The sequence below is a fragment of the Rhodosalinus sediminis genome (assembly GCF_003385555.1).
Taxonomy (GTDB): domain Bacteria; phylum Pseudomonadota; class Alphaproteobacteria; order Rhodobacterales; family Rhodobacteraceae; genus Rhodosalinus; species Rhodosalinus sediminis.
On the sequence record NZ_QOHR01000038.1, the window covers coordinates 1 to 11218 of the forward strand.

The following is an 11218-nucleotide window of genomic DNA, read 5'->3' on the forward strand; positions in this document are numbered from 1 at the left end:
CAACAGATCCTCGACCCGGACCTGACCTTGCTCGGCGCGATGGAGATCGGTGGCGCCGAGGTGCCGCTCTTTTTCGCGCGGCGGCTGAACAACCTGAAGACCGTCGAACGGCTGGACCTGGCGATGCGCGCGCGCAACCAGGCCGGCGTCGGCATCGTGCTGTCGGCCAGCGAGGACATGCCCTCCCATCTCGGGCCGAACGTCGTGGTGCCGTTGCTGTCGAACATCGCGCCGGCAGAGGAGGAATTCGCGGTCGCGCGCGACGGGCTCGAGCTGACGTACCGCAGCAACTTCGCGCTGGCGCGCGGTGGCGCGACACCGCAGGTGCTGCGCTCGGGACCGCAGTCGGCAGTTCTGCATGTGCCCGGAAAGGCTCCGCTGAACCTAACGGGCGCGGAGCAGATCACGATCTTCGAGCGCCTCGTGACAGCCTGCAAGGCGGGCAGCCCGGACGTGCAGGTCAAGCAGCTGATGGACGGATTCGGTTCGCGGAACCCCCAGCAGGCGTTCCGGTCGAAGACCTGGGAGAGCATCCTGAACGTCTACATCGCCAAGGGCGAAAAGCGCGGCTACTGGCGGCTGGTGGTCGACGGGGCGTCGTCCGAGCCGGCCGTCTAACAACGGTCTAACATGCCGTGCGGGACGGTCTAACAACCGGCTGATTACTGGAAGGGCTCCACTTCAGAGGAGCACTTCCATGCCGACTCCCTTCCCATCGCGCCAAGCGGCCCAGACGAGGCGATCCGGCGCTGCCAACGCCAATTCCACCACCGCGTACTGGCGCTGCACGCGCTGCGACAAGCTGCTCGGCGTCTGCCGCGACGGCCGCATGCACCTGCGGTTCGCGCGGGGCCACGAGTATCTCGTGGGCTTCCCGGTTCAGGCCACCTGCCGCGGCTGCGGCACGCTGAACCACGCCACCGCACCCGCGCGCTGACGCGCGCATCCACCCAACCCCCTGAAAACGCAGAGACGCGCGACGTCCTGACCTGGCCACCACAAGGCGCCGGACGCCTGGCCGGAAGGCAGGCGTCCGATGTCTATCGCGTGGCACGAGATCCGTGATCACCTCATGCAATCCTCTTCCACTCTCGGCTTCCAGCGCAGCTTCGACGCGCTCCGGCGCGCGCAGGGATCCATCACCCGGTTTCCGGACCGGGCGGCGCTTCTCGAAGCGTTGCACCGCGGTCCCGACAGCCCGGCCGGCAAGAACCGGATCCTCAGGGCACTAATCACAGCTGCGCAGGACGACGATGGCGCGTCCGATTGCGCTGTGACCGTGCTGCTGCTGGCGCTCTGGCCCGGGCTCGACGCGATCCGCCGTCGCGCCGTGGCGCGCAGGATCGCGCCCGTCGATGAGATCGTGTCCGACATTCTCGCGCGGACGACCGTGGCCATTCGCTGCCTCGATCCGGACCGCGTCACCTGGATCGCCGCAACGGTCCTGCGGAACGTCGAGCGCGAGATCATCCGGGCGCGAAAGCGCGACGCGGAACGAGAAGGCGTCGCCACCGAGATCGATCCCGATGCGATCCCCGCTGTCCATGGACAGCCTGACCGAGCCCTGCATCGCGCGCGGCTCGTCGACGACATGCGGCAGTTCATCGGTAGCGACGCGGATCTCGTCAGCTGTGTCGCCGTCGAGGGCTTCTCGCAGGCCGAGACGGCGGACCGGTTGGGCCTGACCGAAGCGGCCGCCCGCAAGCGCTACCAGCGCGCCACGCGCAGGCTCCGCGACCGCCTCCAGGAAATCGTCTGACCCGATGTCCCGATCCGGCACGCCGAGTGGCTTTTCCCCAGTGACCGGCAAGCACGCCGCCGAACAGCACGAACAAGGATGGACCATGCAGGAACGACACCCAGTCCCCGCAGCCGAGATGGTCAGGATCCCGGGCCTCTATCGGCGCTGGGAACTGCCCGAGGTTCTGAAGAATCACCAAGCCTACCGGATCGAGGACGCCGGCGCGCATCAGGACGGCACGCCGCTCCTTGCGGTCTACGCCGCCTCTGATGGCGATGACCCGGCCGAGCCGGCCGCCGCCGCCCCGGTCGCCGGTCTCCGCACCCGCCCTGTCGGGCTGGTTTCCCGGCAGGCCGCTTAGCGGTTGGCGGCGGAGATCATGTTCATGGGCAACACCCCCTTCATCACCGTCCGCGCCAGCCGCCCGCTGAGCGAGATCGAGTTCTGCGCGTGGGTGGCGCAGGCCGCGCCCGGGGACCGGCTCGAATACCATCGCGGTTTCCTCGTGCTCGACATCTTCCCGATGCTCGACCGCCTCGCGGACCGCGAGCGGGAGGAGCTGGCGCGGCTCGGATCGCGCGCCTTCTGGGCCGCCGAGCAGGGCCTCGTCCATCTTGTTCAGGAGCGCGTGGGCCCCGACCGCTTCGCCTACATCGCCGCCGCGCGCCCGAAGCCCAAGCACGCCGCCGCCTCGCTGTCGGCGCTGCTGCTCGAGGAGCGGGAGGCGTGACCTCCCCCATCCAGACCTCTTTCGCCGATCACGGAGACCCGTTCATGCCCTGGCCGAACAACAGCCTCACGCCCGACGACCTGCCGGGCATCCCCGACGCCGAACTCGCGCAGCTGCCCGTCGAACTGCTCGCCATCCTGCAGCGCGAGACCGAGGAGGCGCTGAAGCGCGCGAAGGCGTCCAAGACCCGGCTCGATGCCGCGCTGACCGTTCGCTACGCAACGCGCGCCGCCGAGGAGCGGCAGGCCCGGGGCAAGGATACCGGCACCGTCCGCTTCGACGACGGCGATTTCACCGTGGTGGCCGATCTGCCGAAGCGGGTGGATTGGGACCAGGACCGGCTCGGCGAGATCGTCGAGCGTATCCGCGGCTCGGGCGACGACCCCGCCCAGTATGTCGACGTCGTCATCAAGGTGCCGGAGCGCAAATACGCGGCCTGGCCCGACAACATCCGGGCGGTGTTCGAGCCCGCGCGGACCGTGCGAACCGGCGCGCTGAAGGTGGAGCTCCTGCCGCAGGGAGGCGCGGCATGAGCCTCCGGATCGTCACCGCCGACGAGCGGCTGCGCGAGGCGCAGGGCAAGACCACCATGGCGCTGTTCGGTCCGAGCGGCGCCGGCAAGACCACGCTCCTGAAGACGCTGCCGGCCGAGGAGACCGTCTGCCTCGATCTCGAGGCCGGGCTGAAGTCCGTGCAGGACTGGCGCGGCGACAGCCTGCCGATCCGCCGCTTTGCCGACGCCGTGGACATCGCCTGCCTGATCGGCGGGGCGAACCCGGCGGCCCAGCCCGACGAGCATTTCTCCGAGGCGCATCACGCACATCTGAGGGGACAGCACCCGGAACTCGCCGCACGGCTCGACGCCAAGCGCATCGTCTTCGTCGACAGCATCACCGACCTGACGCGGCAGGCGATGGCCTGGGCCAAGACCCGGCCCGAGGCGCTGTCGGAGCGGACCGGAAAGCCGGACACCCGTGGCGCCTACGGGCTGCTCGCCCGCGAGGTGATCGGGCTCCTCAAGCACCTCCAGCATGCGCCCGGCCGCACGGTGATCTTCGTCGGCATTCTCGAACGCATCACCGACGAGATGAACCGGACGATCTGGCAGCCGCAGATGGAGGGCGGCAAGGCCGCGCGCGAGCTGCCCGGCATCGTCGACCAGGTGATGACCCTCGGCCTCTTCAGCACCGAGACGAGCCCCGACGGCGCGACCGCCTGGCGGCACGACCCCGAGAAGGGCGAGACGCGCCGTCTCGTCTGCCGCTCCGGCAATCCCTGGGGCCTCCCCGCGAAGGACCGCTCGGGGCGCCTCGACCTGACCGAGCCGGCCGATCTCGGCGCGCTCCTCTCCAAGATCAACAACGCACCGAAAGGATGAACGAGATGACCTTCGACATGAACGACGTCGCGCCGCAGCAGTCCGGCGACCTGATCCCCGACGGCACCTTCGCCAAGGTGACCATGTCCATCCGCAAGGGCGGCACGGACGGGGCGAGCGAGGTGGACCGCGGCCTCCTGAAACCCTCGAACCAGCCCGGCAGCGACGTGCTGATGCTCGACGCCGAGTTCACGGTGGCCGAGGGGCCGCATGCCCGGCGCAAGTTCTGGCAGAACTTCACGGTGCAGGGCGGCAAGCTCGACGAACAGGGCCAGTCGATCGGCTGGAAGATCTCGAAGTCGACCTTCCGCGCGATGATCGACAGCGCGCTCGGCCTGAACCCGGAGGACATGAGCGAGGCGGCCAAGGCCAAGCGCGTGTTGCGCGGGCTCGCCGACCTCGACGGGATCACCTTCGTCGCGAAGATCCAGATCGAGCCGAACCGCAACCCCGCCTACAAGGACGCCAACAAGCTCGACCATGTCGTGCTCCCCACCGCGCCCGAGTGGCAGAAGGTGATGGCCGGCGAGACGGTGCCGGCGCAGCCCTCGAACAAGCCCCGGCCGGCCGCCGCGCCCGCGCAGCCCGCAACCCCCGCCTGGGGCCAGTCGCAGCCCGCCGCGGCGCCGACAGCGCCCGCGTGGTCGTCACAGGCCGCCCAACCGGCCGCCCAACCTGCCGCCGAGCCCGCCGCGCCGAAGGCCGCGGGCGGCCCGGCCTGGCTCAATCCGTGAGCCCGGACGAATGGCAGGCGCATGTCACCACGGAGGCGGCCCTTGCGATGGGGCGCTGGCTCGAGGCGCGGGGGCGGCTCGATCGCCCCATCGCGAGCCTCACCCGGCGCGATCTGGAATGCATGGCCTCCAACGCCATCAGCCGCTTCATCGTGCTGGCCTCCGAGCGCCGAACCGCCGCGCCGGACGAAGAGGAGCGAAGCGCGCTCGACCTGCTCCTGATGGGCTGACCCGCGCCGAGCTCGGCCGCCGCGTGCCCTGCGCGCTCTGCGGCCGGGAGGCCCGGGGCTTCGGCTACTGCCACGACCTGCGCTGGGACCGCCATCCCCATCACCGCTTCTGCTCGATGGCCTGCCTCACGGCGGGTTCGGCCAACGCCAAGAGGAACCACGGCATGATCGACAAGACCGACATGGAAACCCGCGCGATCCGCGAGGCGCGCCGCGAGCTGGCCGAGGCGCTGACGGAAATGGGGTTGATGGCGCCCTTCCACGACTGGCCGGCCGAGGACATCGACCGCCTGATCGAGGCCTGCGTCGACGGATTTCAGGCGTCCATGCAGCGCCAGTCCGACGCCGGCGATGTGCCGTTCTGAGGAGGCGCAGATGCTGGTCGATCTCAACCACCGCTCTGGCTTCGTCTACGGCCGCGCCGCGGATGCGCTTCCGCCGCTCGGCGCCCGGATCAACACGCTGCTCGATGACGCGCTCATGGCCGAGCGCGCTGGCCAGCGGCCCCGCGACTATCTCGGCGCCAGCCGGATCGGCGAGCCCTGCGCGCGCCGCCTCGTCTATGAAGTGACCCATACGCCGCCCGATCCCGGCAAGGAGCTCGAGGGGCGGAGCCTGCGCATCTTCGCCGCCGGCCATGTCTTCGAGGATCTCGCCATCCGCTGGCTGCGGCTGGCCGGGTTCGACCTGCGCACCCAGACCCGCGAAGGTGGCCAGTTCGGCTTCGAGACGGCGGGCGGTCGCATCCGCGGCCATGTCGACGGGGTGATCGTCGCCGGCCCGGAGGTGGGCATCGCCTGGCCGGCGCTCTGGGAGCACAAGGCGCTGAAGGCGTCCTCCTGGTCGGACACCGCAAAGAAGGGCGTCCGGCTCTCCAAGCCCGTCTATTTCGGGCAGATGCAGATCTACATGGCCTATCTGGGCCTCGGCTCGGCGCTCTTTACCGCGCTGAACAAGGACAGCTGCGAACTCTACCACGAGCATGTCCCCTTCGATCCGGCGACCGCGCAGGAGCTGTCCGACAAGGCGGTCGCCGTGCTGCGCGCCGCGGATGCGGGCGAGCTGCTGCCCCGCATAGCCGCCCATGCCGATTTCTATCTCTGTCGGTTCTGCCCCTTTGCCGCGCGGTGCTGGACGGAGGCGCAGCCATGAACGTCAGCCTCACGGAAGCGCAAACGCGCGCCATTGCCGCCATCCGCGACTGGTATATCCATCGCACGCACGAGCAGCAGGTGTTCCGGGTGTTTGGATACGCCGGCGTGGGCAAGACCACCATCACCGCCATGGCCATCGAGGCGCTCGGCCTGGAGCCCATGACCCCGGGCGGTCTCGGCGGCGTGCTCTTTGCTGCCTTCACCGGCAAGGCCGTCCACGTGATGACGCAAAAGGGCACCCCGGCCCAGACGATTCACAGCCTGATCTATCGCACCTCCGAGGCCTCGCCCGAGGAAATCGCGCGGGTGACCGAGGAACTGGCGGCGCTGGAGCGCGACCTGCCTCGGATGGGCGTGGCCGAGCGCGGGTTCGCCGAGGCGCAGATCGCGCAGCTGAAACTGCGCCTCGACCACATCCACGAGCCCCAGTTCGTCCTGAACCCGCAGTCCGATCTGCGCGATGCCGATCTGCTGGTGCTCGACGAGGTGTCGATGGTCGGCGCGGACATGGCGCAGGACCTGCTGGCCTTCGGCAAACCGATCCTTGTTCTCGGCGATCCGGGCCAGCTGCCGCCCGTGAAGGGCACGGGCGTCTTCACCCAGGCTGTGCCGGACGTGATGCTCACCGAGGTGCATCGCCAGGCGGCCGACAGCCCGATCTTGAGGCTCGCGACAATGGCGCGACAGGGCCACGACATCCCCTTCGGCGCCTATGACGATCAGGTCTGGAAGATGTCCCGCCACGAGGTCGGTCCGGCACAGATGCTGCGGGGCGGACAGGTGATCTGCGGCACCCACGCCATGCGGCGCAGGCTCAACACCGCGATGAAGGACGCCGCCGGGTTCGAGGCCGATTACCCCACGGGCGCCGGCGAAAAGATCATCTGCCTGCGCAACCGCCACGATCTTGGGCTGATCAACGGGATGTTCCTGACACTCACGGATGTGCAGGCCCATCCGCACAACGATCGGGCCTTCCGCGCCAGCGTGCAGACCGACGACGGAACACCTGTCTCCGGCATGCAGGACTTCTGGCGCGGCGAATACGATGACCACGTGCGCTTCGACCGGGATCGCCATCGCCGCGAATGGATGGCCTGCCGCGGGCTGATTCAGTCGAGCTGGGGCTACGCGATCACCTGCCACAAGGCTCAGGGCAGCCAGTTCCCGACTGTGATCGTGGTCGACGACGGATTCGGCCACATTGCCGAGGAACGCAGCCGCTGGCTCTACACCGCCATCACCCGGGCCGAGCGCGGCCTGCTGATCCTGTCATGACATCCGGCCGAAGAAGGAGCAGACTATGGGCAATCGATCGCGCGATCCGCGTTCACCGGTGCAGAAGGAGGCAGAGCGCCAGTCCTATGCCGATGCGTCCGGTAGGAGCGTCGAGGAAATCCGGGCGCTCGAAGACGCGTTGCGCGAGGTTCCGCGAGAGCATCTCATCGAGCAGCTCTACGGTCCGGATCACGGCGCCTTCTACGACGAGTGCGAGGATCTCTGGATCGTTCCGGATCCGAAGCATCGGGGGCCGGGCTTCGGGTTCATCGCCATTCGCAGTGATCGCAGCTGGTTCGGTGGCGTGGTCCCGCCGGGGGCGTTCCAGTGAGTGCCGTTGTCATCGATCTCAACGATGTCGCACCGGCCCATGTTCAGACCGCGCGTTACGATCTGGACCTGATCGTGCAGCGCCTGCGCGAGACGGCCGAGAGCTGGGTGCCGCGCCTCTTCCCAAACGGCAAGCGCGTCGGCGATGAATGGCGGCTGGCCAATATCCGCGGGGACGCGCCGCGCAACACCGGCTCCTGCGTGATCGCCCTTCGCGGTCCGCATGCCGGCGACTGGATCGACTTCGACGGAAATGCGGGCGGCGGGCCGATCAGCGCGATCGAGGAAGGCACAGGGCTTTCGGGGCGCGATCTGATCGTCGAGGCGGCAGAGAGGGCGGGTGTTCAGCCCGGCGCGCCCGCGCGTCAAATGCCGGCTGCGAAACCGGCACCCAAGCGCGATGCCTCGCAGGATATCGCGCATATCCTCTCGCGCGCGGTGCCGATCACGGATACGCCTGCCGCGACCTATCTCGCCGGGCGCGCAGTGGCCGTTCCGGACGAGACCGATCTGCTGTTCCATCCCGATCTGACGCATTGGGAAACGAAGACCGGCTATGCCGCCCTGCTGGGGCAGGTGCGCGATCGCAGCGGCGAGGTGATCGGGCTGCACCGCACCTACATCGTTGAAGACGACAACGAAGTTCGCAAGGCGCCAGTCTCCAAGCCCAAGATGATGCTCGGACGGATTGCCGGCGGCGCGGTGCGGCTCGCGCCGCTCGGAACCGGTGATCGGCTGGCGTTGTCGGAAGGCATCGAGACCGGGCTGGCGGTGATGACCGCCTGTCCCGATCTGCCGGTCTGGGCGACGCTGTCGACCTCCGGACTTGAGCAGATCGATCTGCCGCCCGCCGCGCAGCGCGTGCTGATCCTGGCCGACCATGACGCCTCGGGAGCCGGGTTGCGTGCTGCCGAAGCCTGCGCCCGGCGCCTGCGGGCACAGGGCCGCGATGTAGCCATCGCGCGACCGCCTGGAGAGGGCCAGGACTTCAACGACCTGCTGCTAAGCGACGGCCCTGCCGCCATCGCGGCGTTGGTCGCCGATGCAGAGGCCATTACCGACGCCGATGCCGTTCTGCAGACCGGTCAGCACCGTCCCCTCAACTACCAGGGGTCGGGCGAGACCATTCCGACCTTGCGGGCCGACGAGGGCGATCTCGGCCGCGCCGTCTCCCAGGTCTGGAGCGTGGTCATGGCCTCCAACCGCACGCCCTGGGTCTTCCGCTTCGCGGGCCAGCCCACATGGGTTGTCCCAGACGACGAGGGGCGGCCCGTGGCGACCATGCTCAACGAGGAGCGCCTGCGCCACATGCTGGCGCGGCTCGCCCGCTGGGTCCGCGAGAACGCCAAGGGCGAACTGCTGCCCGCGCCGCCGCCCGTCGCCGTGGTGAAATCCGTGCTCGCCACGCCCGACCCGGCGCTGCCGGTGCTCACGGGCATCGTCAACACGCCGGTCTTCGGGCGCACCGGCACGCTCATCACCACGCCGGGCTATCACCCCGACGCCCGGCTGCTCTACGTGCCCGCCCCGGGCTTCACTGTGCCCGATATCCCCAGGCGGCCGACCGACGAGGACATTGGCGCAGCCCGCGCCCTGATCTGCGAGGACCTGCTCGGCGACTTTCCGTTCACCGGCGAGGCCGAGCGCGCGCATGTCGTGGCGCTCCTGTTGCTCGGCTTCCTGCGCGGCATGATCGACGGGCCGACGCCGCTGCACCTGATCGAGAAGCCCACGCCCGGGACCGGGGCCACGCTGATGGTCGATGCCGTGGCCACGATCCTGACCGGCGCGGGCGCGAGCGTGATGACCGAGGGGCGCGACGACGAGGAATGGCGCAAGCGCGTCACCGCCAAGCTGCGCCAGATCCCCTCGATCATCCTGATCGACAACCTGCGTGCCAAGCTCGACAGCTCGGCCGTGGCTGCCGCGCTCACGGCGCCCTTCTGGGAGGATCGCGTTCTCGGGCAGTCCGAGATGACCCGGCTGCCGATCCGCTGCCTCTGGATCGCCACCGGCAACAACCCGGAGTTCTCCAACGAGATGGCCCGCCGCCTCGTGCGCATCCGGCTCGATGCCAATGTGGAACAGCCCTGGCAGCGCAAAGGCTTCCGCCACCCCGATCTCATGGTCTGGATCCGCGCCAACCGCGGCCGCCTCGTCGCGGCCTGTCTGACGCTCTGCCAGGCCTGGATCGCCGCCGGCAAGCCGCGTGGCGCCAGGACCATCGGCTCCTACGAAAGCTGGGCGCAGGTCATGGGCGGCGTGCTCGAGACGGCCGGCATTCCCGGTTTCCTCGGCAACCTCGAGGAGATGATGGCGGCGTCCGACAGCGAGGGCGCCGGCTGGAGCGCCTTCATCGCCGCCTGGTGGGACAGGTTCGGGACGGCCTCGGTCCTCTCGGCAGATCTGTTCGATGTCGCCCTGTTCTGCGACCCGGCTCCGCCCATCAGCGGGGGAACGGATCGCGCGCAGAAGACGGCGTTCGGCAAGGCGATCTCTCGAATGCGCGACCGTGTGTTTCGGGTTGGAGAGGTCAGTGTCCGTGTTCGGAAGGCAGGCGTCGAGCACAAGGCGACGCGGTGGAAACTTGAGCTTTGTGAGACCGAAGCACCACCGACCCGTGCCGATCAACCTGAGGTTGGGGAACATCAGTCGTCCGAGGGGAACGTCGAAAACGGATGTTCCCCTCGCCAACCCATTGAAAACACTGGCCGAGGGGAACATGGGGAACGTGGGGAACATTTTTCCGCCCCTTCACACGCGCGTGCCCGCGCGCACGCGCACGATAAGGATGGGCCCGGAGAACGTTCCCCATGTTCCCCACCTTCCCCAAACCATGTGAAATCAGAGCGTTACGGAGGGGAACATCGGGGGGAACGTCAAAACCGATGTTCCCCTAAGCCCGACTGGCTGCGGGAGCTCGACCCGTGAGCCGCCTACGCCATCAACCGATCCATCCGACGACGGCGGCCCCGTACCGCCAAGCACCAGACCGCCGTCGTCTTCCACCCGAGCAGCCAACCAGAAAAGGAGACCGCCCATGGCTGACCCGACTCTCGCCACCTCGCACCGCAAGGCAATCCCCGATCTGCCGGTGGCGCACCCCGCCGACCGTACCTTTCTCGCGCTCGATCTCGGCACAACTACGGGGTGGGCCCTGCATGGTGCCGACGGGCTGATCACCTCCGGCACCGCCAGCTTCCGCCCCGGCCGCTATGACGGCGGCGGCATGCGCTACCTGCGCTTCAAGAACTGGCTGGGCGAGCTGGATCGGCTCTCAGGGCCCGTCGCCGCCATCTGGTTCGAGGAGGTCCGTCGCCACGCCGGCACGGATGCCGCGCATGTCTACGGCGGGCTCATGGCCACGCTGACCTCGTGGGCAGAGCTGCGCGGCGTGCCCTACGAGGGCGTCCCTGTCGGCACGATCAAGCGCTTCGCCACCGGCAAGGGCAACGCGAACAAGGATGCCATGATCGCGGCTGCCCGGGCCCGCGGGTTCAGCCCGGCTGACGACAACGAGGCCGATGCCATCGCGATCCTGTTCTGGGCGCTGGAGACCAAGGGAGGCGTGGCATGAGCGGCATGCGGTTCACGCCGAAAGGCTATGGAGGACGGCGGCGCGATCCCCAGCAGGTCAAGCGCG

The 11218-nt window shown here is 68.8% G+C and carries 15 protein-coding genes; all 15 read left to right on the forward strand.

The genetic code is table 11. The annotated features are described in order from the left end of the window. On the forward strand, positions 1-618 hold a 618-nt coding region (locus DRV84_RS15670; protein ID WP_205026744.1), incomplete at its 5' end, for a hypothetical protein. 79 nt (positions 619-697) lie between these two features. Then, on the forward strand, positions 698-937 hold the full coding sequence (locus DRV84_RS15470; RefSeq protein WP_147298871.1) for a hypothetical protein: 240 nt from the start codon (positions 698-700) through the stop codon (positions 935-937). 99 nt (positions 938-1036) lie between these two features. Beyond that, entirely contained in the window at positions 1037-1759 is a 723-nt protein-coding gene (locus tag DRV84_RS14240; protein WP_115981886.1) for an RNA polymerase sigma factor, read from the forward strand. A gap of 85 nt (positions 1760-1844) precedes the next feature. Next, entirely contained in the window at positions 1845-2102 is a 258-nt protein-coding gene (locus DRV84_RS14245; RefSeq protein WP_147298872.1) for a hypothetical protein, read from the forward strand. A gap of 24 nt (positions 2103-2126) precedes the next feature. Beyond that, entirely contained in the window at positions 2127-2471 is a 345-nt protein-coding gene (locus DRV84_RS14250; protein ID WP_115981905.1) for a hypothetical protein, read from the forward strand. Next, positions 2468-3004, forward strand: coding sequence for a hypothetical protein (locus tag DRV84_RS14255; protein WP_239995092.1), 537 nt, complete (start codon positions 2468-2470; stop codon positions 3002-3004). The genes DRV84_RS14250 and DRV84_RS14255 overlap by 4 nt, the downstream gene beginning before the upstream one ends. Beyond that, positions 3001-3849, forward strand: coding sequence for an ATP-binding protein (locus tag DRV84_RS14260; RefSeq protein ID WP_115981891.1), 849 nt, complete (start codon positions 3001-3003; stop codon positions 3847-3849). Before DRV84_RS14255 ends, DRV84_RS14260 begins: the two co-directional genes overlap by 4 nt. Beyond that, positions 3846-4583: a hypothetical protein gene (locus DRV84_RS14265; RefSeq protein ID WP_239995093.1), complete on the forward strand. Its 738-nt coding sequence runs from the start codon at positions 3846-3848 to the stop codon at positions 4581-4583. Before DRV84_RS14260 ends, DRV84_RS14265 begins: the two co-directional genes overlap by 4 nt. Beyond that, the gene (locus DRV84_RS14270) at positions 4580-4813 is read left to right on the forward strand and encodes a hypothetical protein (protein WP_107893120.1); all 234 of its coding nucleotides are present in this window, start codon (positions 4580-4582) and stop codon (positions 4811-4813) included. Before DRV84_RS14265 ends, DRV84_RS14270 begins: the two co-directional genes overlap by 4 nt. A 23-nt stretch (positions 4814-4836) precedes the next feature. Next, the gene (locus DRV84_RS14275) at positions 4837-5178 is read left to right on the forward strand and encodes a DUF6511 domain-containing protein (protein WP_115981895.1); all 342 of its coding nucleotides are present in this window, start codon (positions 4837-4839) and stop codon (positions 5176-5178) included. 10 nt (positions 5179-5188) lie between these two features. Continuing rightward, the gene (locus DRV84_RS14280; protein ID WP_115981897.1) at positions 5189-5965 is read left to right on the forward strand and encodes a hypothetical protein; all 777 of its coding nucleotides are present in this window, start codon (positions 5189-5191) and stop codon (positions 5963-5965) included. Further along, the gene (locus DRV84_RS14285; RefSeq protein ID WP_115981899.1) at positions 5962-7245 is read left to right on the forward strand and encodes an ATP-dependent DNA helicase; all 1284 of its coding nucleotides are present in this window, start codon (positions 5962-5964) and stop codon (positions 7243-7245) included. Before DRV84_RS14280 ends, DRV84_RS14285 begins: the two co-directional genes overlap by 4 nt. 25 nt (positions 7246-7270) lie before the next feature. Then, a complete protein-coding gene (locus tag DRV84_RS14290; protein ID WP_147298873.1) occupies positions 7271-7576 on the forward strand; it encodes a hypothetical protein in 306 nt (101 codons plus the stop codon). Next, a complete protein-coding gene (locus tag DRV84_RS14295; RefSeq protein WP_192881435.1) occupies positions 7573-10506 on the forward strand; it encodes a DUF7146 domain-containing protein in 2934 nt (977 codons plus the stop codon). The genes DRV84_RS14290 and DRV84_RS14295 overlap by 4 nt, the downstream gene beginning before the upstream one ends. Positions 10507-10615: 109 nt before the next feature. Then, entirely contained in the window at positions 10616-11152 is a 537-nt protein-coding gene (locus tag DRV84_RS14300; protein WP_115981903.1) for a crossover junction endodeoxyribonuclease RuvC, read from the forward strand. Positions 11153-11218 lie beyond the last annotated feature (66 nt).

What these genes read in the sequence shown, in the direction of transcription:
- DRV84_RS14265 (WP_239995093.1), top strand. Translation starts at nt 3,846, where the DNA reads ATGAACGAGATGACCTTCGACATGAACGACGTCGCGCCGCAGCAGTCC.
- DRV84_RS14300 (WP_115981903.1), top strand. Translation starts at nt 10,616, where the DNA reads ATGGCTGACCCGACTCTCGCCACCTCGCACCGCAAGGCAATCCCCGAT.
- DRV84_RS14240 (WP_115981886.1), top strand. Translation starts at nt 1,037, where the DNA reads ATGTCTATCGCGTGGCACGAGATCCGTGATCACCTCATGCAATCCTCT.
- DRV84_RS14290 (WP_147298873.1), top strand. Translation starts at nt 7,271, where the DNA reads ATGGGCAATCGATCGCGCGATCCGCGTTCACCGGTGCAGAAGGAGGCA.
- DRV84_RS14260 (WP_115981891.1), top strand. Translation starts at nt 3,001, where the DNA reads ATGAGCCTCCGGATCGTCACCGCCGACGAGCGGCTGCGCGAGGCGCAG.
- DRV84_RS14250 (WP_115981905.1), top strand. Translation starts at nt 2,127, where the DNA reads ATGGGCAACACCCCCTTCATCACCGTCCGCGCCAGCCGCCCGCTGAGC.
- DRV84_RS14245 (WP_147298872.1), top strand. Translation starts at nt 1,845, where the DNA reads ATGCAGGAACGACACCCAGTCCCCGCAGCCGAGATGGTCAGGATCCCG.
- DRV84_RS14285 (WP_115981899.1), top strand. Translation starts at nt 5,962, where the DNA reads ATGAACGTCAGCCTCACGGAAGCGCAAACGCGCGCCATTGCCGCCATC.
- DRV84_RS14280 (WP_115981897.1), top strand. Translation starts at nt 5,189, where the DNA reads ATGCTGGTCGATCTCAACCACCGCTCTGGCTTCGTCTACGGCCGCGCC.
- DRV84_RS15470 (WP_147298871.1), top strand. Translation starts at nt 698, where the DNA reads ATGCCGACTCCCTTCCCATCGCGCCAAGCGGCCCAGACGAGGCGATCC.